Raw genomic sequence first — 24,490 nt, 5'->3', positions numbered from 1 at the left:
TGGTCATGTGGATTTCCTTGCTTTTTTTTCTCAAAGTGTCAGGTAAGGCCCTTGTTTATGGAAGATATCAGCTCTGCCAGTTGTTTCCTTTTGGTGCGTGTATCACCGTTGATCATCAACTTGGAATAAATCTGGTTGATATATTGCTTCACAGTGCCTTCAGAGAGAAATAACCTCTCTGCGATTTCGCGGTTGCTCAGACGGTCGGTGATCAAAGCTGCGATTTCTGCTTCTCTGCTGTTCAGCATATTTAGGATCTCAGGTCTGGAATTACGGCTGGACAGGCGGAGGCAGTGTTGTTCATAAACAGAACCAAGGGAAAGGATCCGGTCTGTGAAAGGCTCTGGTGTTATGGAATTAATACTGCCCAGCACGTCCTTGATATAGTTATAATTTTCTACAAACGGAATCAGAAAGCCATCTGGCATGGCGTGTCCTAAGGCTTTATGCAGAAGCTGTCGTGCATCATGATGTTTGCCCAGCATTGCGTAAGCAGCAGCGGTCTGGATCTGAACGTGGAGAGACACAAGTTCATAGTGCATTTTCTCACAGACAGGCAGAAGCGTTTCGCTTCTGCCTATAACTTTTGCGTACATTTTCTGTGAAAGAAAGACCTGATTCTCGATCATTTCCATCATAGGTCTGCAGGGAGAAAGAAAGCTGACAGTGGATAACATATGGTCTTTAAATAATGCAGGAATCTTTTCCGGCATTCTAATTAATGCATAGTAGTAAGCATAAGTACTGTCAAAAATATTCAGCCACATCATATTGTGGAGAGACAGAAGCTCCTTACGCTTTACTTCAGGGTTCTTCACAAAGGTGACACTCTCCTGAAAAAGGGAAAGCCTTGCAGCAAGGAAATCACAGCAGAGCGAAATATTGTGCTGTCCGTTTGATGCAATGGTGGAATAAGTCTGCTCCAGCAGAATCTGTGCATCTGAAAAATTCCCCTGCATAAATGCTGCCTCTGCATTCATGAGCAATTCCGCACCCTGTCCATGTCCCTGGGTAATCCTGTAATAGTGGGGCATACATTCATTCATAGCTGTCAGTTCTGCATCCAGGGTTCCGGATCTGCGGTGAAACATCATCAGAACAGAAGGAGAACCGAAGGTCCAGCTTCCTGTTTTGCGGATACTGATGGCAGGTCTGGTCATTTTGGAACTGGCCTGACGGTGCAGAACGCTCATACCGGCGATATCGTTATACATCAGAAAACTCATAATAAGATCACATTCTCCGGAGAGATTCTTTCTCTCATCTTCGGACAAAGTGTTATCTTCAGCTATGGTATCTGTCAGAAGCTGCTTCAGTTCCAGCATTTTGGGAATCTGATGCCAGGTAAACATACGGCGCATTAATACGAGAAGGGCCAGAGGTCTGTTCTTCAGGATTTCTGTTGGACAGACATCAAGAAATGCGAGAACCTTTTCCGGCGAAAGAGAAGCCAGGAGGATTCCTGCATCCTTTTGGATAACAGCAAGTGCTGCATCATAGTTAAGAGCCTTGTTATAGGCAGCAAGTGCCTGCAGGAACTGTCCCCGGGATTCATACCATTGTCCGTAACGATTCCGGAAATCTGTCTGTTTTTCATGGGAAAGCATGGCAAAGGCACGCTGTGTACATTCCTTCATCATATGGTGAAAACGGAAGCTGACTCCATCGGGCAAAGGAGTGATAAAAGCATTCTGCCTGGTCATAAGGGAAAGAATCTGTCCGGCTTTCGGATTCCCTGTAATAAAAAGTGCCATTTCAACGGTAAATTCATCAGCAAGTCCCATAACAGTGAGAAATTCCTGCTGCGCATCAGAAAGGGGTGCGATCATGGCAGAGGAAAACATATCATAAATGTTAGAAGTATGGTCGGGAAAGTGTCCGTTTTCAAAAAAGGTACAGAGATTCAGATAGACTGCAGAGAACCATCCCTCACTGGAATAGAGAAGCGTGTTCAACTGATCTTCGTTCAGGCTGGCACCGCAGCGATGGGTATAGACAGAAAGCTCCTGCCGATTCAGACACAGATCCCTTGTATGGATCTGATATAATTTTTTGCCAAGACGGAGAATTTCTTTTCCGGACAGAAAAGCATTTCTGCCGGATACGATCAGGTGGATATTTTCAGGCAGTCTGTTGGCAAGCATACAAAAATAATCTGCAACATGAGGTTCACCCAGCAGATGAAAATCATCAATAAAAATGTAGTAAGAGGTCTGACCGCTCAGGGAATAACAAAGCTCATCAGCAAGCATCCCGGCACCGGCAGCATCTGAAGGGCAGCTATAATTATCCAGAAAATCAAGCCCAGCGAAGGCAAATGCCTTCTGAACGCTCTGCCAGAAAACAGACAGATTATCAGAATAAATACTGATCCGGATCACACAGGAATTTCCGTTTTTGCTCTGTTTGTCCAGATACCAGTTGATAGCAGTTGTTTTTCCATAACCCATAGGAGCGGTCACAGCAGTGAATGCAGATTGTGAAATCGGCTTCAGATTCTCCTGCAGACGCTCAGAGATGTAAATTGTATTCAGGTTATATTTCTTTTTAGACATCTGTAAAACCCCTCACTTGATACGATATGTTTCATTTTAACATATAAAGTATCAAAATGAAACTTTTTCCCAGGTGGTTTTTCAGGCAATATCTGCCGTCACTTTTGCTATACAGGGGGCACTTTTTGGTGCCGAAAAGTGAATTATCAAATGAAAAGAAATCAGTTATAATTACAGATAACAGAAACCTATAGCAGAGCAAAGATATGCAGGGTGTAGATCGGAAGTTAAAATTACTATAGGTAAATACATAGTAATAATGCCCAAAAACAGAAGATACATTTTTAGGATAATAAGCGGGAATCCTCGGCAATTCAATTACCGAGATGAAAGCGCAAACTGTGCATATCTGCACTCATAATAAATAAAAATAACAAAACGGTTTTCATTCAATTTCTCCCTATAAAAAGCTGTATCCAGCATTATAAAAAAGAAAATATGTTCGATATTTTATTGAGAAATTTTTGATATCATGGTATCATATATGTATGAAAGAAAATCTTATACATTACCGCACTTGTGTGTGTAATATTAATTACCATATGGTATGGTCAGTGAAATACCGGCGGAAGATATTAAATGCGGAGGTCGAGGCATATCTGCAGGAAGCTTTTCGAACGTTTTCCGGAAATAAGAAACCAGCTTTGGAAAGGGGAGCTGTGGAATCATTCCTATTATGTGGAAACGGTCGGATCTGTATCGGAAGAAAATATCCGCAGGTACATCGAACATCAGAGCAAAGCGTACTGATACGATGGAGGAGAGGAAATGCTTCTGTCAAAGAAAACATCCATAAAGGTCAGCCGGGAATATGCGAACCTCATCGGGCATATGTGCTATGCAGCATCCAAGCTCTGGAATGTCTGTAATTACGAGCGTCAGCATTACAAAGAAACAGGGATGGAGCAGTATCCTGACTGGTACTATCAGAAAAAAGCCCATAAAGAGGATCTGTGGTATAAACAGCTCCCGTCCCAGACCGCCCAGGAAGTCTGCAGGCTGCTGGACAAGGCATGGAAGTCTTTCTATGCCCTGAAAAGATCCGGGGGGATTGAGACTCCCAGACCGCCGCGGTTTAAGCAGGAAAGTATCCCCATTACCTATATGCAGATGGGGATCGTGCATAAGCGGGATACGGACAGAGTCCGCCTGTCCCTTCCAAAGACATTAAAAAAATATATGGAAGAAACATATCAGATCCATGAAAACTTTCTTTACCTTGAAAATAAGATTTTCAGGGGCATGGACCAGATCAAACAGCTGCGGATCTATCCGCCGGAGAAGGGAAGCTGTAAAATTATTGTTGTTTATGAGGTTCCTGACCAGGAAGAACTTCCACAGAACGGACATGAACTGTCTATTGATCTGGGGCTTCACAACCTTATGACGTGTTATGATTCTGGAAATGGGAAGACGTTTATCCTGGGCAGGAAGTACCTTGCACTGGAAAGATATTTCCATAAAGAGATCGCAAGGGTGCAGGCCCAGTGGTATGGGCAGCAGTCCGGAAAGGGAGTAAAATATCCGGTCACATCAAAACATATCAGGAAGTTATATAAGAGAAAACAAGACTCAGTAACGGACTATCTGCACAAGGTCACAAGGTATCTTGCAGAATACTGCCGGGAACGAGGAATCACCTGTGTTGTTGCAGGGGATATCCGGAACATCCGGAGAGAAAAAGACCTGGGACACAGGACAAACCAGAAGTTTCACAGTCTGCCGTATAACAGGATCTATATCATGCTGGAATATAAGCTGAAAAGATATGGAATCCGTTTCATAAAACAGGAAGAAAGTTATACCAGCCAGTGCAGCCCACTGTCACCGGAAGTGGGGAAAAGATATGCAGAGCCGTCCAAACGGAAAGAGAGAGGATTGTACAGAGATGGAAACAGAACCTATAACGCAGATGCCGTAGGGGCATATAATATCCTGAGAAAATATCACTCCGTATCCGGAGTAAAAAGAGAACTGTCCGTAACCGGACTGAAGACACCGGAAATAATAAAAGTAGCTGTATAGCTCTAAAGAGCAAACAGTAGTGGTGCCATGGATGCACCCTGAAAAAAGGCGGTATCCCGCCTTAATTCAGATGCTCTGGTAACTCAGTTACCGAGTAATTCACAATTGGCTGAGAAGGAGCCTTGTGTGATCATTGGAAGAAATGCAGACTATATACTGAAAGACCGGGACGATGTGCTGAATGTATTTATTCATGGGGACATGCCGGAAAAAATAAAGCGTATCACTGGTTTATACAATGTAAAAGAGAAGGAAGCTGTGAAAATGATGGCAGACACAGATAAAAGGCGAAGAACAAATTATAACTTTTACACAGATCAGAACTGGGGAAAAGCCAGCAATTACACACTGTGCCTGAACAGCTCACAGCTTGGATATGACAGATGTGAGATGATAATTATGGAATGCGTGAAATAAAAACAGATTATGTTTTTTATTCAAATTGACTGAGTGGAAGATCCCTTTTTCTATGTAGTGTATCTGTAAAATAAAAGAGGCAGATATAATGAAAAGGAATAAACCAGCTTGTATCATTCAGGTAAGAGTTAAGTGATGGAAGAATTTCAGATAATAATAGTTACTTTGCGCATTTTGTGTTATAATTGAAATTAACAGGAAATGATAAATATCTGCAAAATGAATGTTTATCAGGAACTTACCGGAGGACATTTTAGTTAAGGCATAATAAATTTCGGACTTTGTAAAATGCAAAAGGGAGATCAATGATATGAGAAAAAAAACAGTTCAAACAAGCAGTACCAAAAGCAGTACCAAAAGCAGTACCAAAGACAATGCAAAGAGTAATACAAAGAGCAATGCAAGAAACAGCGTAAAAAGCAGTGCAAAAAACAGTCCTCAAAAAGCTGTTAAGACTGTTGCTCCAACAGTAGAGAATGTTTCTGTTAAGCAAGCCGTAATTGTTCAGGAGCCATCTGTTGAACAGAATGAACAGAACATTCCAACGAGACAGCCTGATCTGGGACCGCGAAGAAGTGTAGCCTTCATTGGATCAGAATGTTATCCATTTGTTAAGACCGGCGGATTGGGAGATGTAATGTCTGCCCTGCCAAAGAGTCTGGCAAAATTAAACATTGATGTTAAGGTCATTATTCCAAGATACAAATGTATTCCTCAGAAATTTCAGGAAAAGATGGAATACAGGGGTTCCTTTGATATGAATCTCTGCTCTGATGGAAAGCAGTATTATGTGGGAATTATGGAATATCAGGAGGATGGGGTTGTCTATGATTTTATAGATAATGATGAGTTCTTCTCCTGGGGAAATCCATATACGAATCTCATAGATGACATTCCGAAATTCTGTTATTTTGCAAAAGCTGCCCTTGCTGCCCTTAATTATCTGAACTGGACTCCTGATGTAGTACATTGTCATGACTGGCAGGCAGCTTTAGTACCACTTTATCTGAGAACCTGTTTTCAGGATACAGATGTAGGACGTGCAATTTCAGTACTCACAATACATAATCTGAAGTTCCAGGGTATTTATGACAGAAAAAAGATTCAATACTGGTCGGGACTTCCTGATTATGTATTTAATAAGGACTGCATGATCCAGAACTGGCTGGATGCCAATATGTTAAAGGGTGGCATCGCTTACAGCAATAAAGTTACAACTGTAAGTAACACCTATGCCTGGGAGATTCAGACAGAGGAATATGGAGAGGGACTTGCAGAGCATTTAAGATATCACAACAATAAGATTTTGGGAATTGTGAATGGTATTGATACGGATATCTGGAATCCTGCAACTGATAAGCTGTTAGCTGCTGATTATGATGAGAAGTCAGCGATAAAGAATAAAAAGATTAATAAAAAAGCTCTTCAGGAATCTCTGGGGCTGGATGTAGATGAGCATAAGATGGTAATCGGACTTATTTCACGTCTCACCAACCAGAAAGGTCTTGATCTTGTAAATGACGTAATCCCGGGAATTATGGATGAACATACGCAGGTGGTTGTTCTTGGTACTGGTGATTCTCAGTATGAAAATACATTCCGCTATTATGAAAACAAATATAAAGGCAATTTCTGTGCATATATTGCTTACAATGAAAATGTGGCTCACAATATTTATGCAGGATGTGATGCACTTCTGGTTCCATCAAGATTTGAACCATGTGGACTTACACAGCTTATAGCCATGAGATATGGTGGAGTTCCGATTGTAAGAGAGACCGGAGGACTCAAAGATACGGTTCAGCCTTATAATATGTTTGAAAATACAGGAAACGGTTTTACATTTGACAGATATGAAAGCGGGCTGCTTTACGATGCGATCAACAGAGCAAAGACGCTCTATTTCGAGAACAGAAAATCCTGGGATGATATGGTGATCCGCGATATGAATAAAGATGTTTCCTGGGAAAAGAGTGCAAAACAGTACAAAGATATGTATGTAGGTTTAACGCCAAGAGATTAGTGTGCTGACAATATGCTCAGACGTAATGCTGCCAGGCACCATTAAATTTCCTGAGCACAGTAATCGAGTAGAGAACGTGCCCTCGCTGGGCACGTAAAAAGGGATTTCTGCCCCGGCAACTGATTGCCCGGATGGCAGAAATCCCTTTTCTTTTTATGGACGCACCCCGTTCCCACTAGAGACGGGTGTGCCAGAGGACAGTTTCTTTGCCCGGTAATATTCCTGTTTCTGGGCATACATGGACAAATCTGCTGCCTTGGTAAGCTGCTCTACGGACAAATCCGGATGGTCGCCGGCAAAGGCGCACCCGGAGGAAATACTCAGCGTCCCCACCTTCGTCCCGGACCAGGCCGCCGCAATCCGTTGCAGCGCCGCCAGAATTTCCTGCGCCTGGGTTTGGGTCATTTGACCCAGCACCACGAACTCATCCCCACCGATGCGGAAGATTTTCCCCCGATCCCTCACCGCCTGGGTGATACATTGGGCAGCGCCGCATATCAGCTCGTCCCCCGCCTCATGCCCCAGGGCATCATTGACACCCTTTAAGCCGTTGATGTCCATGAGAAAGACGGTCAGATCTGCCGGAACGGAATCCGCGTACTGCTCCAGATACTCATGATACGCCAGCCGACTGAATACGCCGGTCAGAACATCTACGGAGCTTTTCATACGCTGCTCCATCAGCTTTTTGTTCATCCGAATCCGCTGTGCCGTATAATACTCGTAAATCCATTGGATCAGAACGCTGACAACACTAAAGAGCGCCAACAGAGCCACCAGCGTTTGCAGCAAAAAGGCGGTGATATTTTGGTGCAGGTTTTCGCTGACATCTATGCCTTGCAGGTACAGCTCCTTGAAGATGGCCTTTCGCAGAAACAGGATGCACAGAATGCCCACCACTACCGCAACGGTTTCCGAATAGATCAGCTGCTTCCGGCTTCCGGATTCTTGCATTGCCGGAGGACAGTCGCATAGCTGCGACAATCTGTTTTTCACCGACTTCCTAGTCAGAACCCAATGGATGCCGCAGCAGGCGATGATCGCCAGGACATAGGACAGCCAGTCCCGAAATATGGGATAAGAAAACAGATTCTCTAAAATCATTTGCCGTAGCATAGGGAAGCTGCAATATAACGCGGCAAAAACGCACAGCCCATGAAGAAAGGTGCTGGCAGCCGCAATCCCCGCAATGCCCAGATAGACATACCTGCGAGGCTTCCGAAAATAAAGGTCGAAGAGCCAACCGGCTCCCGCCGCAAACAGCACGCGAGCAAATACCAGCATTATGGATCCAAGGGGCATTCCGCTGGCAAAGGGAGAAAATATCCGGTCGAGCTGGGACAGGCTGTAGGTGCCGATCCACATGGACGTGACCACAAAAACGCATACCACCGGCACACTCCCCTGTGCCCCCAGCATCATAGCCGCCACAATCACAAGAATGTGCAACGTGGTGGTGGAAATGGCCGGAAGCTCAATGTATCCCAGATAAGAAAAGGCAAACACCGCTTCCCAGGCCATCAGCATCAGGATGATCTCCCGCAATTTCTTTTTCGTCAGAGCAATCCCATATCGCTGTCGAAAACGCTCCATACTCCTTACTCCTCCACATCCTTTTCTTCATGTATTATACTTATATTATACTTATTCCTGTGTGAAAAGCAATACGATTCATAAATCTTTGCAAACATCAACCTGGACGAGCTTCATGCAAAGCATTCCAAATATTATCGTGAAGAAGCATACCGCCTGTTAGATGCACTCCTGAAACAGTACAACACATAAGAAACATCTTTTCGTAGGAACTTATATAACGTTAAGTGAAATCAAAAACTGCAAATAAAAATTTTAGAGGAGTTGAAAAAAAAATTAGCACTCACCTCTTGACAGTGCTAACAACGTGTGTTATATTACATGCAGAACAAAGAAAACAACATATTTCTCCTTCGGGAGAGATATTTCTCATATAAGAGGAGGGTTAGCCTATGAATATCAGTAAATTTACACAGAAATCCGTACAGGCTGTCCAGGATCTGGAGAAGGTTGCTTATCAGTTTGGCAACCAGGAGATTGAAGAGGAGCATCTTTTATATGCTCTGCTGGAACAGGAAGACAGCCTGATTCTTAAACTGATCGAGAAGATGGAGATAGATAAGGATTATTTCAGAAATTCTCTGAATCAGGCACTGGATGCCAGGGTTAAGGTATCTGGCGGTGAGCTTCGTTTCGGACAGTATCTGAACAAGGCTCTGGTCAGTGCAGAGGATGAAGCCAAGGCAATGGGTGATGAATATGTCTCTGTAGAGCATTTATTCCTTGCTTTGTTGAGATATCCAAGTCCAAGCATGAAGAAACTGTTTCAGGAATTTGGCATTACTAAGGAGCGTTTCCTGCAGGCACTTTCTACAGTACGAGGCAATCAGCGTGTAGTCAGTGACAATCCGGAAGCTACTTATGATACTTTGAATAAATATGGCGAGGATTTAGTCGAAAAGGCACGTAACCAGAAGCTGGATCCTGTGATCGGACGTGATGAGGAAATCCGTAATATCATCAGAATCCTTTCACGTAAGACCAAGAACAATCCGGTGCTTATCGGTGAGCCTGGTGTAGGTAAGACTGCAGCAATCGAGGGCCTTGCACAGCGAATCGTGGCAGAGGATGTGCCGGAAGGTCTGAAGGATAAGAAGATTTTTGCCCTGGACATGGGCGCTCTGGTAGCAGGTGCCAAATACAGAGGTGAGTTTGAGGAACGTCTGAAAGCAGTCCTTGAAGAAGTAAAGAAGAGTGAAGGAAACATCATTCTTTTCATTGATGAGTTACATCTGATCGTTGGTGCAGGTAAGACAGATGGAGCTATGGATGCCAGCAATATGCTGAAGCCTATGCTTGCCAGAGGTGAGCTTCACTGTATTGGTGCCACAACTCTGGATGAGTACCGTCAGTATATTGAGAAAGATGCAGCTCTGGAACGTCGTTTCCAGCCGGTTATGGTGGATGAGCCCACAGTGGAGGATACCATTTCCATCCTTCGTGGTCTGAAGGAGAGATATGAGGTCTTCCATGGTGTTAAGATCACAGACAGTGCGCTGGTTGCAGCAGCTACACTTTCCCACAGATATATCACAGACCGTTTTCTTCCTGATAAGGCCATTGACCTGGTGGATGAGGCCTGTGCCCTGATCAAGACAGAGCTGGATTCCATGCCTTCAGAGCTGGATGAACAGCGCCGTAAGATCATGCAACTGGAGATTGAGGAATCTGCACTGAAGAAAGAGACAGATAACCTGAGTAAGGAACGTCTGGAAACACTTCAGAAAGAGCTGGCAGAGCTTCGTGATACCTTTAATACACAGAAAGCACAGTGGGATAATGAGAAGCATTCTGTAGAGAAATTGCAGAAGCTTCGTGAGCAGATCGAGGATGTGAATAAGCAGATCCAGAAAGCAAAACAGAACTATGATCTGGAGAAGGCTGCACAGTTACAGTACGGTGAGCTTCCGAAATTACAGCAGCAGCTGGAAATCGAAGAGAAGAGTGTGAAGGAAAGTGACAGAAGTCTGGTACATGAGGCAGTTACTGATGATGAGATCGCAAGGATCATTTCCAGATGGACCGGTATTCCTGTGACAAGACTGACAGAAGGCGAGAGAGCGAAACTCCTTACTCTGGAAGATCAGCTCCACAAGAGAGTTGTAGGCCAGGATGAAGGTGTGAAGAGGGTTACAGATGCAATTCTTCGTTCCAAAGCCGGTATCAAGGATCCGACCAAACCAATCGGTTCCTTCCTGTTCCTTGGTCCTACAGGTGTAGGTAAGACAGAGCTTGCCAAGACTCTGGCAGAGAATCTGTTTGATGATGAACAGAATATGGTCAGAATTGATATGAGTGAATACATGGAGAAGTATTCTGTATCCAGACTGATCGGAGCGCCTCCGGGATATGTAGGATATGAGGAGGGCGGCCAGCTTACTGAGGCAGTCCGCCGTAAACCATATAGTGTCGTACTTTTCGATGAGATTGAGAAAGCACATCCGGATGTGTTTAACGTACTGTTGCAGGTACTGGATGATGGTCGTATCACAGATTCTCAGGGACGTACAGTTGACTTTAAGAATACAATTCTTATCATGACTTCCAACATCGGTTCTCCGTATCTGCTGGATGGTATTGATGAGAATGGGGAGATCAAACCTGAGGCTCAAAGCCAGGTTATGGATGATCTGAGAGGTCATTTCCGTCCGGAATTCCTGAACCGTCTGGATGAAATAATTATGTTTAAGCCCTTGACAAAATCCAATATTGGTAAGATAGTAGACTTGATGGTCGGCGAGCTTGACAAACGTCTTGCAGACCAGGAGCTTTCCCTGGAACTGACAGATGCAGCCAAGGATCAGGTTATCGAAAATGGCTATGACCCGGTATACGGTGCACGTCCGCTGAAACGTTATCTGCAGAAATATGTAGAGACTCTTGCAGCGAGAAAGATTTTGTCCGGAGATGTTCACGCAGGTGATACTCTGGTACTGGATGTTCAGAATGGGGAATTCATTGTTACGGTAAAGGACGGAAACTAAATGATACCTAAAGATCCAATGATTCTGCTGAGTTATGTGAATACTCAGCTCAGGGATTACTATGATTCCCTGGAAGCACTCTGCACATGCAGAGGACTGAAGAAAGACGAACTGGTGGCGAAGATGCATTCCATCGACTATGAGTATGATGAGGCAACCAATCAGTTCATATAGGAAATATGCGAAATGCTCTCTGACAGCGGGAATTGCTGTTGGGGAGCATTTTTCTGTATAAAATCAAGTACCTTCTGTAAGCACCGGAAAGACAAGTGTGTTTTGAAATCAGTACAATTTGCAAAAATATATAAGATAAGACCAAAAAGTATTAGTAAAAAAGATTAAATCGTTAAGAATAAAACAAAAGAAAGTATAAAATATGTGAAAAATATCTAAAAAAGTACAAAATAAAGCATAAATATTCATTATCCATACAATTGATTTTTGGATGCTGTATGTTATAATTGCATCTGTAAAAAAACAAGCGCATATTAAATAGGAAGAAACACGTATATGAAAAAAATCTCCTGAATGATAATCGCGCTGTACGAAAATACAATATGGAGGTGGCAGTTTTGAAAAAGTTGGTGACCGTACTGGGTGCTTTTTTGGCAGTTCTTCTGGCTTGTCCGTTGAGTGTACTTGCGGCAGAAGGCAGTAAAGCACCATCTACAGTACCTGTATGGCTTTGCATTCCCTTTGCAGGGCTTTTGTTATGTATTGCAGTGATGCCTCTGGTAAAAGCGGAGTGGTGGGAGTCTCATCAGCCACTGGTTGTTGCCTTATGGATCATTCTGATGGTCGTTCCATTTGCTTTCGTTTATGGAGCCGGAAAGACTGCAGAGACAGTTCTGGACTGTATTGTGAATGATTATCTTACATTCATCATTCTGTTATTCGGCCTGTTCTGCGTATCAGGTAATATTACCATGGAGGGTGATTTCGCAGGTTCCCCCCGTGTTAATGTGGGTCTGCTTGCGCTGGGAACTCTTCTGGCAAGCTGTATCGGTACCACCGGTGCCAGTATGCTGATGGTACGTCCGGTAATTAAAATGAATTCATGGAGAAAGAGAAAAGGACATATTATGATCTTCTTTATCTTCATGGTTTCCAATATGGGTGGATGTCTTACACCAATCGGAGATCCGCCACTGTTAATGGGATTTATGCGAGGTGTTCCTTTCTTCTGGAGTCTGCATCTGTTCCCTGTACTGATCTTTAATATGGTCATTCTTCTGTTTGTGTTTTATCAGATTGATAAACGTTCTTACAGAAGAGATATTGCAAATGGACGTAAACCGGATATCCGTAAACCGGGTACTCAGTTCCGTCTGGATGGACTGCACAATATCATTTTCCTTGTGATGATCGTTGGCGCGGTAATCTTAAGCGGTGTACTTCCTGGAATGTCCGCATTCCAGGATGCTGCAGGCAATGTAAGAGGTATTCATCTCTTTGGAGAAGTAACCCTGACATTCCCGGCACTGATTGAAATCGTGATCATTCTGCTTGCTGCCTTCCTTTCCTTTAAGACAACAGATAAGCAGATCCGTATCAGAAACCATTTTACATGGGGTGCGATCCAGGAGGTTGCAGTTTTATTCATCGGTATTTTTATCACCATGCAGCCTGCACTGATGCTTCTGAAAGCAGTAGGACCAAATCTGGGAGTTACTGAACCGGCAGAGATGTTCTGGGCAACAGGTGTGCTTTCCAGTTTCCTGGATAATACACCGACTTATCTGGTATTCCTCACAACAGCAGGAACACTGGCATTTACCAATGGAATCACAACTACACTGGGAACTGTACCCACCAAGATTCTGTCTGCCATTTCCTGTGGTGCGGTATTTATGGGTGCCAACACTTATATCGGAAATGCCCCTAACTTCATGGTAAAGGCAATCTCTGATGAGAATGGTGTGAAGATGCCGTCATTCTTCGGATATATGCTCTGGTCTATTGCCTTTCTGGTTCCGGTGTTTATTATTGATATGTTTGTATTCTTTTTATAAGGAGGGAGGATCATTATGCAGGACAATCAGGAAAAATGCAAAGAACTTGCAATACGCATTTATAACCTGGATGAAGAAGTTTATAAATGTGTGGGTTCCTCTCTGGGACGTACATTTACAGGACAGAAAGAAACAACCATCCGTCATCTGGCAGCACTGATGTATACCAAGCCGGACGGACATCTGCTCAGAAGTGAACTGGCGTTGATCAGTAACATGGCCCGTACTATCAGGGATAAGAGCGAGAGAAGACGTCTTATGATAGAGTATGACAGTATTCTGAAAGAGATCGAAAATCTTCCGGATACATTTGGACGGACAGATATTGTAGATAAGGAGCGTATCAGTCTGAATAATCTGATCGCAAGATGCCAGAACGAGATTTCAGAGAATGATCATCTGATCATCTGTATCAGCCGTACACAGGGAAGTGGCGGTAATGATATCGGATTTGAACTGGCAGATCAGCTTCAGATCAACTATTATGATGCAGAGATCTTTGATCAGGTTATGAAGCGTCTGCAGGCAGATAAAAATGCAGTAGGCGATGCCGGCAGTTTTGAAGGATTTGATAAATACAGAAAGAAAAAACATACAGATCTGAAAACCTGGTTCAGGGAATTCAACCGTTATCACGGACTTCCGAAGCAGGATGCGGTTTTCTTCAATATGAGTGATCTGATCTGTGAACTGGCAAAAAGTGAAGACTGCGTGATTATGGGACGCTGTGCAGATATGATTCTGAAGAATAATCACATTCCGCATATCAGCCTGTTTATCAGTGCTCCCTTCCAGGTTCGTGTGCAGCACGTTATGGATATCCGTAATATGAATCTGAAGCAGGCAGTACGTTTCCTGAAACAGATGGATAAGCAGCATAAGAAATATTATGAATTTTATACCGGTGAGAAATGGGGAAAACCGGAGAATTATGATTTGTGTATTAACAGCGCCAACTATGGACTGAAGGATACAATTGAGCTGATCCAAAGAATGCTGGATCAGAAGGTTCACTAAAATTAAAAATGATGGTTGGATAAAAAATAAGCTCTGTGGATAGAAGTTTTGACCCACGGAGCTTATTTTTCTTTTTTATTTCCAGTTGAATGTGAACATTCCATAAATATAGATAAAGGCAATTATAATCGGAAGTACAAACCGGAAGAGCGGTTTCATCCAGCTCTGTACCTTTAAGCCCTTACCGGTATTGCTCTCTCTGATAAAGTTATCCCATCCCCAGCCGAACTTATTACAGCAGAAGAGTGCAAGGATGAGAGAGCCAAGGGGTAAAATATTGTTGGAAACAATAAAATCCCAGAAATCAAGCCAGGTAGTTCCTTCGGCAAATGGCTGGAAGTGGAAAACGCTGAAACCAAGGGCTGTGGTAAGTGCCAGAAGAAAGACGCCTGTGCCGCAGACCACGCTGCCTTTTGGACGGGACCAGCCGGTAAGCTCACGGATCATTGCCAGGATATTCTCGCACACACCCAGGACGGTTGACATGGCTGCGAATACCATGAACAGGAAGAATAAGGAACCCCAGATGCGACCTCCGGACATGTTGTTAAAAACTGTTGCCATTGTATCAAACAGAAGGCTCGGACCTGCATTTACTTCCAGATCAAAGGTGAAGCATGCAGGGAAAATAATAACTCCTGCCAGAAATGCAACCAGTGTGTCCAGTGTGATCACATGAATGGCTTCCCCCATCAGGGAATGTTCTTTACCAATATAGCTGCCAAAGATAGCCATACCACCCATGCCTGTAGACAAAGTAAAGAATGCCTGGTTCATTGCCCCTACGATCACCGAACCATCAATCTTTGAGAAATCCGGTTTCAGATAAAAGGTCATTCCCTCACCAGCGCCTTTCAGAAAAAGACTGTGCACAGCGAGAGCAAGCATCAGTACCAGCAGTGCAGACATCATATATTTTGTCACACGTTCCAGTCCTCCCTGAAGATTGAAGGAAAGGATGAAAAATGCAATGACTACAGTGACCAGTAAGAAGAATACATTCACAGAGGGAGAGGAGATCATGGATGAAAATCCCAGCGAACCATTTTTACCTCTGAGAAACTGTACAAAATAATAAATGATCCAGCCGCAGACAACAGTGTAAAATGCCATCAGGGCAATGTTGCCAAGCAGACAGAACCAGCCGAAAATCCCCCATTTCTGTCCTGGTTTTTCCAGCTTACGGTACATGAAAAGGGGACTTGTCTGAGCCGCTCTTCCGATGGAAAATTCCAACACAAGAGCCGGGATTCCCAGGATGACCAGACACAGAAGATAGATCAGCATAAAGCTGCCGCCGCCATTTTGCCCGCACATCCACGGGAATTTCCATACATTTCCGCAGCCAATGGCGCAGCCGGCGGAAAGCATAATGAAGCCAAGCCGGCTTCCAAGCTGTTCACGTTTCATAAGATAACGCTCCCTTCAGAAGTTCATATAAGGGATATTATAAGATAAAAAACAATATTTGTAAAATTGATTGTTTTGTTGTATATTATTGAAAATATCGTTTATAAAAAATAACGATTCAATGTTTCAATGGAAAAATACTGGAAAGTTATGGGAAGGAATGAACTATGGATACAAATGTGTTAAAAACTTTTATTGCAGTATGTGAATATTCCGGATTTTCGGCTGCTGCAAAAGAACTGGGATATACGCAGTCTACAGTTTCTTCACAGATTAAACAACTGGAAAAGGAACTTGATGTCAGGCTGTTTGACCGTTATTATCATAAAATCAATCTTACGGAAAAGGGAGTTTTAGTTTTGCAGCAGGCTCGAAATATTCTGAAGGCACAGGCGAAAATGTTTGATTCGCTGAATTCGGCTGAAAGCATTGAAGGCGAGATTCGGTTGTCTATGTCCAGTTCTGTCTGCAGCAGATATTTTAAAAATGATTTTCTGCGTTTTCATCATCAGTATCCGGAAATAAAAGTGGAGATAACAGAAAACGGTACAGAGCAGATGTTTGATAAATTGCGGAAGAACGAAACAGATCTGGTTTTTACTCTGGACAGGCATATTTATGATTCGGATTTTATTATTTGTGCGGAACAGGAAGAACAGGTACATTTTATTGCAGCGGCTGATAATCCTGTTGCAGGCTGTTCATGGAAATTAAGTGAAATTTCTCAGAATGAGTTTGTGTTAACAGAACAAGCCATGAGCTACAGAAAAATACTGAATGAAACCCTTGCGTCCCAATCACTGGAAATCCGTCCGGTTCTTGAAATCGGAAATCCGCTCCAGATATGTGAACTGGTAAAAAACAGCAGCCTGCTTTCCTTTCTTCCGGATTTTATTTCGGAGAAATATGTGAAAGACGGACAGATTAAAAGACTGGATGTTGCCGGCTGCCCGGTAACTGTATGGACACAGTTGCTGCTCCACAAAAATAAATGGCGGTCTCCGGCAATTAATGTGTTTATAGAATTTTATAAAGAAGTCATGCAGAGATAGAGCTTGAAGAATACTGGAAATTTTACTCGACCTGAGATGAAAAATATTAGCCGGGCAAAATAAAATTGAATATTTACAAATTGGAAATATCAAAGATAAATCTAAAATAATTATAAACTGCACAAAAAATACTTGCATTTTTTGTCTAAAAGTATATTATATATGATTAGTCAGGCTAATTAAAGAACAATATCAGACCTGAAAGAGGACAGAGGCCGGAAAGGAGTGAAGCTATGTGGTGCCCGGAAGAGGAGAAGAATGAGAAAGAGAAACGAGAAGAGAAAAGCATGCCTGCGCTTTTTATGGAGATCAACCGCCAATATGGCATGAGATGTATGCAGCGTATACGGGAAATCGGTATCCAGCAGGGACAGATGCCGATTATTATGATCGTATACAGAAATAACGGCTGCAGCCAGAAGGAGATCGCAGAGTGGATGGGTGTAACACCGCCCACTGTAAATGTAAGTATCCAGCGTCTGGAGAAAGCAGACATTGTCTGCAGGAGACGTGATGATAAAGACCAACGCATTATGCGTGTATATCTGACAGAAAACGGAAAAAAAATCGTGGAGGAGCTCCTGCAGGAAAGCAAAGCTGTGGAGAAAGTGATGTTCAGCAATTTCAGCGAAGCGGAGCTATGTCTTTTACGAAGGTTTTTTGGGCAGATTCTGGATAATATTTCGGAGATACCTGTCAACAGGTAGAAACTGAAAAATACATGGTGGAACAGATTGAGAAAAATATTAAAAATAGGAAAAGAGGAAACAAGCAATGATTAAACTGATGAAATATCTGAAGAAATCAGCGGGATACATTGTCCTGATCATAGCACTTCTGTTTCTGCAGGCGTACTGTGATCTTTCCCTGCCGGATTATACCTCCAAGATCATTAATGTAGGTATCCAGCAGAAAGGTATTGAAGACAGTGTGCCGGATAAGCTTCGGGATTCAACCTTGCAGAATCTTCAGATTTTTATGGATGAGGATCAGAAAAAGGAAGTTTCACAGAATTATACACAGGAAGATGATACCTGGGTATTAAACGATGATATTTCCAAAGAAACCAGAGAGAATTTAAATGAGGATTTCTCAAAGGCAATGATGATGGTAGCTGCCTTTTCCGAAGACAGTGAGCAGGGGCAGGCAATGGTTGCACAGATGGGCCTTCCGGAGGGAACAGACCCGTTGACAGCACTGGCACAGATGCCGGAAGAAGCAGTACAGCAGATTATGAGTCAGATGGATGAGAAGCTGAAAGATATGCCGGAGTCTATTGTGACACAGGCTGGTGTTTCCTTTGTTGCTTCAGAATATGAAGCATTGGGGAAAGATGTGGATGCCATTCAGATGCATTACATCCTGATGTCAGGTATCAGAATGCTTGCCATGGCACTGGTGATCATGCTGGCAGCAATCAGCGTCACATTTATTTCGGCCAGAGTGGCAGGCAGACTTGGTCATGACCTGAGAAACAGCATTTACCGCAAGGTTATGAGCTTCTCCAGCAGAGAATATCACAAATTCTCCACAGCATCCCTGATCACACGAAGCACCAATGATGTGCAGCAGGTACAGCAGGTTATGGCAATGATGTTCCGTATTGTTCTGTACGCGCCGATCCTTGGTATTGGTGGAGTGATCAAGGTATTAAACACAGATTCTTCCATGACATGGATCCTTGGTGTGGCAGTTGGTCTGATCCTGATTGTGATCTTTGTGCTGTTCCAGGTGGCAATGCCAAAATTCACTATCTTACAGACTCTGATCGACAGACTGAATCTGGTATCCCGTGAGATCCTGACAGGTATTCCTGTTATCCGTGCATTCAGCCGTGAGAAGCATGAGGAAGATCGTTTTGAGAAAGCAAATCTGGATCTGACAAAAACAAACCTGTTTGTCAACAGATGTATGACTTTTATGATGCCCATTATGATGCTGATCATGAATGGTGTATCTGTACTTATTATTTACAGTGGTGCCCATGCAGTAGACAACGGAACCATGCAGGTTGGTAATGTTATGGCATTTATCCAGTATGCAATGCAGATCATTATGTCCTTCCTGATGATCACTGCAATGTCCATTATGCTCCCGAGAGCAAATGTTGCAGCACTTCGTATTGATGAGGTTCTGAAAACAGAGGTTTCTATTCAGGATCCGGAAACTCCGGTACATCCGTCAGAAAATGTGAAAGGTGAGATTGAATTTGACCATGTATCCTTCGCTTACCCGGAAGCAGGTGAGAATGTACTGACAGACATTTCCTTTAAAGCAAAGAAAGGTCAGACAATCGCAGTGATCGGAAGTACTGGAAGTGGTAAGAGTACCCTGATCAATCTGATTCCCAGATACTATGATGTGACAAAGGGTTCTGTTAAAGTAGATGGTGTGGATGTCCGCGACATGACTCAGAAAGAACTTCGTGACAAACTGGGATATGTGCCTCAGAAGGGTGTACTTTTCTCGGGTACTATTGATTCCAATATCCGCTATGGTAAGCCGGAGATCACTGATGCACAGGTAAAGGAAGCAGCAGAGGTTGCACAGGCTACAGAATTTATTGATACCAAACCGGAGAAATATGAATCCCCTGTATCACAGGGAGGTACCAATGTTTCGGGCGGACAGAAACAGCGTCTGTCCATTGCCAGAGCCATTGCAAAGGATCCGGAAATCTTTATCTTTGATGACAGCTTCTCTGCCCTTGACTTTAAGACTGACAGTCAGTTAAGAAAGGCATTGAAGGAGTACACCAAGGACGCAACTACCGTAATCGTTGCCCAGAGGATCAGTACCATCCTTGGTGCAGATCAGATCATTGTACTGGACGACGGACATATGGCAGGTATTGGAACTCATAAGGAACTGATGGCAAATTGTGAGGTATATCAGCAGATTGCAAGATCTCAGTTATCAGAGGAGGAACTGGCATGAGCGAACAGAGAAGAAGAGGTCCTATGGGAGGACATGGACGTATGATGTCCGGCGAAAAGGCGAAAGACTTCAAGGGCTCCATGGCTAAGCTTTTCCGTTATATGGGACGATATAAATTCCGCTTTATACTGATGTTTATTTTTGCAGTAGCGGGAACTGTGTTTAGTATTGTAGGGCCTAAGATTTTAGGTAAGGCGACCACAGAGCTGTTTAACGGCCTGGTTGCCAAGGTAAACGGAACCGGTGAAATTGACTTCGGAAAGATCGGGATGATCCTGTTATGGACACTTGGATTATATGTGTTAAGTGCATGCTTTTCCTTTGTACAGGGATTTGTAATGTCAGGGATCTCCAATGATGTTACCTATAATCTGAGAAAAGATATTTCAAAGAAAATCAACAGACTGCCTCTGAATTATTATGAGAGCAGAACAAACGGAGAGATCCTCTCCCGTATCACCAATGATGTGGACACTCTGCAGATGAGTCTGAACCAGAGTCTGACGCAGCTGATCACATCAGTGACAACTCTGATCGGTGTATTTATTATGATGCTTTCCATTAACGTGTGGATGACTTTGGCAGCACTTCTGATCCTGCCGGTTTCCATGTTCATCATCCAGACTGTCATGAAGCATTCCCAGAAATACTTCCAGGATCAGCAGAGCTATCTGGGTAAAGTAAACGGTCAGATCGAAGAGAACTTCGGCGGTCATAATGTAGTCCGGGTTTTTAACAAAGAGAATGATGTAGTAGAAGAATTTGAAAAAGACAATCAGAAGCTTTATGAATCTGCATGGAAATCTCAGTTCTTCTCAGGAATGATGATGCCCATCATGCAGTTTGTAGGTAACCTTGGATATGTAATGGTAGCTCTCTTAGGCGGCGTGTTTGTAATCAAAAAAAGTATTGAAGTCGGTGATATCCAGTCCTTCTTCCAGTACATCCGTAACTTTACACAGCCAATCCAGCAGATCGCACAGGTCACCAACCTGTTACAGTCCTCTGCTGCAGCTTCCGAACGAGTATTTGAATTCCTGGAGGAGCCGGAAGAGAGTCAGAATGAGAAGAACCCTGTAGATGTTAATACACTTACAGGAGATGTACAGTTTGAACATGTAAAATTCGGTTACAATCCGGATAAGATCATTATCAATGACTTCTCAGCAGATGTGAAGGATGGCCAGAAGATTGCCATTGTAGGTCCCACAGGTGCAGGAAAGACAACTATGGTGAAACTGCTTATGAGATTCTATGATCTCAATGGCGGAAGTATTAAGGTAGACGGTTACGACATCAAAGACTTTAACAGAAGCAGTCTGAGAGAGATGTTTGGAATGGTGCTCCAGGATACCTGGCTGTTCTCAGGAACCATTATGGAAAATATCCGTTACGGACGTCTGGATGCTACAGATGAAGAGGTGATCGCAGCAGCAAAGGCAGCTCATGTGCACAACTTTATCATGCAGCAGCCGGGCGGCTATGACATGGTTCTGGATGAAGAAACCAGCAATATTTCACAGGGACAGAAACAGCTTCTCACTATTGCCAGGGCAATCCTTGCCAATAATAAGATCCTGATCCTGGATGAGGCAACCTCATCTGTAGATACCAGAACCGAAGTGCGTATCCAGAAAGCCATGGACAATCTGATGAAGGGCAGAACCAGCTTTGTGATCGCACACAGACTTTCTACCATCAAGGATGCAGACCTGATCCTGGTTATGAAAGACGGTGACATTATCGAGCAGGGTAATCATGAAGAGCTTCTGGCTAAGAAAGGCTTCTATGCAGACCTGTATAACAGCCAGTTTGAGAATAAGGCAACTGCTTAAAATATAAAGTTACAATCCCTCAGGGGTATTTGTGAAAGAGAATATATCCGGTGGATATAGGATCTCACAGATACCGGCTGAGGGATTTTAGTCTTTTCTGTCAGAGGGTAATATGTTATAATTAAAAACTAACTTACGAAAAATGATAAATTTTATCATAGAAACAGAAGAAAATGATAACAATAATAAGGAGTATTGTAACTGTGAAATTGCTGAACAGTTGCAAATATCAGAGGATATCAACAATATGACAGATAAGAAAAACGGCAGAGAATATCTGGGCTATGTGCTGGAAAAATTAAAAGAACGTATCACAGAGATCAGTCTTTCTCTGGTGGAAGGCCAGAAAGAGATTGAGGGAATGCATGAGTATTACTGGGAAAATTATACAGAGATGGACCAGTATGGTTATGAGAATTATGATAATCAGCAGGCATTGTTCCGCCAGATTTCCGCAAATGAAGAGCAGCTGATTCTGAAACAGAGATTTCGCAGAATGGCAGATTCTCCATTTTTCGGAAGAGTGGATTTCATTTACGAAGGAGAGGACGAACCGGAGATCTTTTATATTGGAATTGGAAATTTTGCAGAGAAAGCAGGGCATATTCCATTAGTATACGACTGGCGTGCTCCGGTAAGCGGGCTGTTTTATGACTATGACAAAGGGCCTGCTTCCTATGAGGCTCCCATGGGTGAAATCCATGGCGAGGTTGCTTCCAAGTGGCAGTACAAGATCCGCAATGGAAAAATGATCTATGAATTTGAAAGTGATGTAAAAATTGATGATGAGATCCTGAAAGCAGAACTGGGAAGTAATGGAGAAGTCCAGCTTAAGAACATCATCCGTACCATTCAGAAAGAGCAGAATGCCATCATTCGAAATACCAAAGACAGGATCATGGTAATCCAGGGTGCGGCAGGAAGCGGGAAAACTTCCGTTGCACTTCACAGGATTGCCTATCTTCTCTATCATGACAGACAGAATCTGAAGTCTTCCAATATTCTGATCCTGTCACCAAATGGAGTGTTTTCCGATTATATCTCCCACATCCTTCCCGAACTGGGAGAAGAGAATATTAAGGAAATGAGCTTTGATCTTTTTGCTTATAAGCAGCTTCGGAATACAGTTTCTGACTGCGAAGACCGCTATGATGAGATTGAACGCAGAATCCGTTTTCCGCAGAAAGCTTCTTTGGTAGAGGAAAAGCAGTCCATGGAATTTATAAATCTTATGGAACGCTATCTGGTGGAACTGGAAGACCGGCTGATGAATTTCCGGGATGTGGAATACAATGGCTTTGTGAAGACAGAGTCTGAGATCATTGAATTATTTTATTTCAAATTTCAGGATTTTCCACTGCTCTCAAGGATGGATGCAGTTGCAGATTATTTCATTGACGAGGTGGAAACTCTGCGGGACCGTGATCTGGCAGATGATGAGAAAGACCTGATCCGTGAGAAATTCATGAAGCTGTATGTGACCGGAGATCTTTATGTGATCTACAGTCAGTTCCTGAAAGAGAACGGATACAAAGGACTTCCGCGTGTTTCTTATGAGAAAAGAAAGCTGAAATATGAGGATGTTTATCCTGTTCTTTATCTGAAATATCGTTTGCAGAGCCAGCAGGGAAGAAGCAATATCAAGCATCTGGTGGTAGATGAGATGCAGGATTACTCAAGGCTTCAGTATGAAATCATTCAGAGGATTTTCTCCTGCAGAATGACGATCCTGGGTGACCAGGCACAGACTATGGATGATAAACAGCAGGATGTGCTGAAATTTCTGCCGAAGATTTTCGGGAGGGATATCCACAAGATCATTATGAATAAGAGTTACCGTAACACCATAGAGATTGCGTCTTATGCAAATCAGCTTGCGGGTATTGAAGATATGGAACTCTTTGAACGTCATGGTGCTCCGGTGGAGGAGAAAATATTTGCAGATATGAGCCATGCTGCGGAAGAGATTGCAGAAACTCTGAAACTCGGCGAAGAAGAATATGAAACAGCAGCGGCTGTCCTGCGTACAGAGAAAGAAGCAGAACATATGTGGCTTCTTCTGAAGGAAATTCTGGGAGAAAAAGGATTTGATGTAAAAGAACGCCTGTCTTATCTGGACAGAAACAGCACAAGCTTTAAGAAAGGTCTTACAGTTACGACATTCTATCTGGCAAAAGGCCTGGAATTTGATCAGGTATTTGCAGTATTTCCGCAGAAAGACCAGACACCGCTTGTGCGTCAGGCGAGATATATCGCTGCAACAAGAGCCCTTCATGAACTGCATATGTATGAAGTGGAAAAATAAAAAGTAATCGTTACTGTTCACTCCGTTCACAGTAACGTAGCCAAAATTCATTCCAGATTGCCTGCGGCAATGGAATTTTGGCTTGTATGTCTCGGGATTTTGGCATATTCATGCCAAAACACCTCGCGGGATAGTGGTGTGTGAACAGTAACAAGTAATCTCTCAGTTACAGAGAAAAAAAGATAAATGGTATGATGAAGCAGAAAAATGGCGTTATGACAGACTATGCAAATCGCAGAAGGCTGAGAAATCGACATTGACATCTATGTAATGAAACTGTAAAATATATAATGTTAGTAGCAAAATACCTTTTGTCCCTGACACC

At 43.1% G+C, this 24,490-nt stretch carries 14 protein-coding genes and 2 pseudogenes; 13 read left to right on the top strand and 3 right to left on the bottom strand.

The window, feature by feature from the left end; genetic code table 11:
* Window positions 1–38: 38 nt before the first annotated feature.
* A complete protein-coding gene (locus ACTNC0_RS03965) occupies window positions 39–2,555 on the bottom strand; it encodes a LuxR C-terminal-related transcriptional regulator (RefSeq protein WP_441086405.1) in 2,517 nt (838 codons plus the stop codon).
* 488 nt (window positions 2,556–3,043) lie between these two features.
* Between ACTNC0_RS03965 and ACTNC0_RS03960 the strand changes: the two are divergent.
* The 4 genes and pseudogenes from ACTNC0_RS03960 to ACTNC0_RS03945 all read left to right on the top strand — a co-directional run.
* Window positions 3,044–3,278, top strand: a pseudogene (locus ACTNC0_RS03960) (transposase); the annotation flags it as partial.
* A gap of 45 nt (window positions 3,279–3,323) precedes the next feature.
* Window positions 3,324–4,580 (top strand): RNA-guided endonuclease InsQ/TnpB family protein, encoded by a 1,257-nt coding sequence (locus ACTNC0_RS03955; RefSeq protein WP_441086404.1) that lies wholly within the window; start codon window positions 3,324–3,326, stop codon window positions 4,578–4,580.
* 102 nt (window positions 4,581–4,682) lie between these two features.
* Window positions 4,683–4,997: pseudogene (locus tag ACTNC0_RS03950) on the top strand (AAA family ATPase); the annotation flags it as partial.
* A 310-nt stretch (window positions 4,998–5,307) separates the two neighbouring features.
* A complete protein-coding gene (locus ACTNC0_RS03945; RefSeq protein WP_441086403.1) occupies window positions 5,308–7,020 on the top strand; it encodes a glycogen synthase in 1,713 nt (570 codons plus the stop codon).
* A 153-nt stretch (window positions 7,021–7,173) separates the two neighbouring features.
* Here ACTNC0_RS03945 and ACTNC0_RS03940 read toward each other — a convergent pair whose 3' ends face one another.
* Window positions 7,174–8,613 (bottom strand): diguanylate cyclase domain-containing protein, encoded by a 1,440-nt coding sequence (locus ACTNC0_RS03940; RefSeq protein WP_441086402.1) that lies wholly within the window; start codon window positions 8,611–8,613, stop codon window positions 7,174–7,176.
* A gap of 392 nt (window positions 8,614–9,005) precedes the next feature.
* Between ACTNC0_RS03940 and clpB the strand changes: the two genes are divergently transcribed.
* From clpB to ACTNC0_RS03920, 4 genes are all read left to right on the top strand, one after another.
* A complete protein-coding gene (clpB, locus tag ACTNC0_RS03935) occupies window positions 9,006–11,597 on the top strand; it encodes an ATP-dependent chaperone ClpB (protein ID WP_026648727.1) in 2,592 nt (863 codons plus the stop codon).
* Entirely contained in the window at window positions 11,598–11,771 is a 174-nt protein-coding gene (locus tag ACTNC0_RS03930) for a DUF4250 domain-containing protein (RefSeq protein WP_008706656.1), read from the top strand.
* Window positions 11,772–12,169: 398 nt separating this feature from the next.
* Window positions 12,170–13,609: a sodium:proton antiporter gene (locus ACTNC0_RS03925; RefSeq protein WP_291809080.1), complete on the top strand. Its 1,440-nt coding sequence runs from the start codon at window positions 12,170–12,172 to the stop codon at window positions 13,607–13,609.
* 15 nt (window positions 13,610–13,624) lie between these two features.
* A complete protein-coding gene (locus ACTNC0_RS03920; RefSeq protein ID WP_441086401.1) occupies window positions 13,625–14,626 on the top strand; it encodes an AAA family ATPase in 1,002 nt (333 codons plus the stop codon).
* A gap of 75 nt (window positions 14,627–14,701) precedes the next feature.
* Here ACTNC0_RS03920 and ACTNC0_RS03915 read toward each other — a convergent pair whose 3' ends face one another.
* Window positions 14,702–16,036 (bottom strand): sodium-dependent transporter, encoded by a 1,335-nt coding sequence (locus ACTNC0_RS03915; protein ID WP_441086400.1) that lies wholly within the window; start codon window positions 16,034–16,036, stop codon window positions 14,702–14,704.
* A gap of 167 nt (window positions 16,037–16,203) precedes the next feature.
* Between ACTNC0_RS03915 and ACTNC0_RS03910 the strand changes: the two genes are divergently transcribed.
* The 5 genes from ACTNC0_RS03910 (at window position 16,204) to ACTNC0_RS03890 (ending at window position 24,165) form a co-directional block, all read left to right on the top strand.
* Window positions 16,204–17,088 carry a LysR family transcriptional regulator gene (locus tag ACTNC0_RS03910; RefSeq protein ID WP_441086399.1) on the top strand — a complete coding sequence of 295 codons (885 nt, stop codon included), beginning with the start codon at window positions 16,204–16,206 and terminating at the stop codon, window positions 17,086–17,088.
* Window positions 17,089–17,321: 233 nt separating this feature from the next.
* The gene (locus tag ACTNC0_RS03905; protein ID WP_291809093.1) at window positions 17,322–17,795 is read left to right on the top strand and encodes a MarR family winged helix-turn-helix transcriptional regulator; all 474 of its coding nucleotides are present in this window, start codon (window positions 17,322–17,324) and stop codon (window positions 17,793–17,795) included.
* Between the two features lie 67 nt (window positions 17,796–17,862).
* Window positions 17,863–20,025: an ABC transporter ATP-binding protein gene (locus tag ACTNC0_RS03900; protein ID WP_291809096.1), complete on the top strand. Its 2,163-nt coding sequence runs from the start codon at window positions 17,863–17,865 to the stop codon at window positions 20,023–20,025.
* The gene (locus tag ACTNC0_RS03895; RefSeq protein ID WP_055057266.1) at window positions 20,022–21,860 is read left to right on the top strand and encodes an ABC transporter ATP-binding protein; all 1,839 of its coding nucleotides are present in this window, start codon (window positions 20,022–20,024) and stop codon (window positions 21,858–21,860) included. Before ACTNC0_RS03900 ends, ACTNC0_RS03895 begins: the two co-directional genes overlap by 4 nt.
* Before the next feature lie 247 nt (window positions 21,861–22,107).
* A complete protein-coding gene (locus ACTNC0_RS03890; protein ID WP_441086398.1) occupies window positions 22,108–24,165 on the top strand; it encodes a HelD family protein in 2,058 nt (685 codons plus the stop codon).
* Window positions 24,166–24,490: the final 325 nt, after the last annotated feature.

The sequence above is a fragment of the Blautia sp. HCP3S3_B11 genome (genome assembly GCF_052064435.1).
Taxonomy (GTDB): Bacteria; Bacillota; Clostridia; order Lachnospirales; family Lachnospiraceae; genus Blautia_A.
Note: the sequence above shows the minus strand (reverse complement) of the source record. Positions and strands in the feature narration are given on the sequence as shown.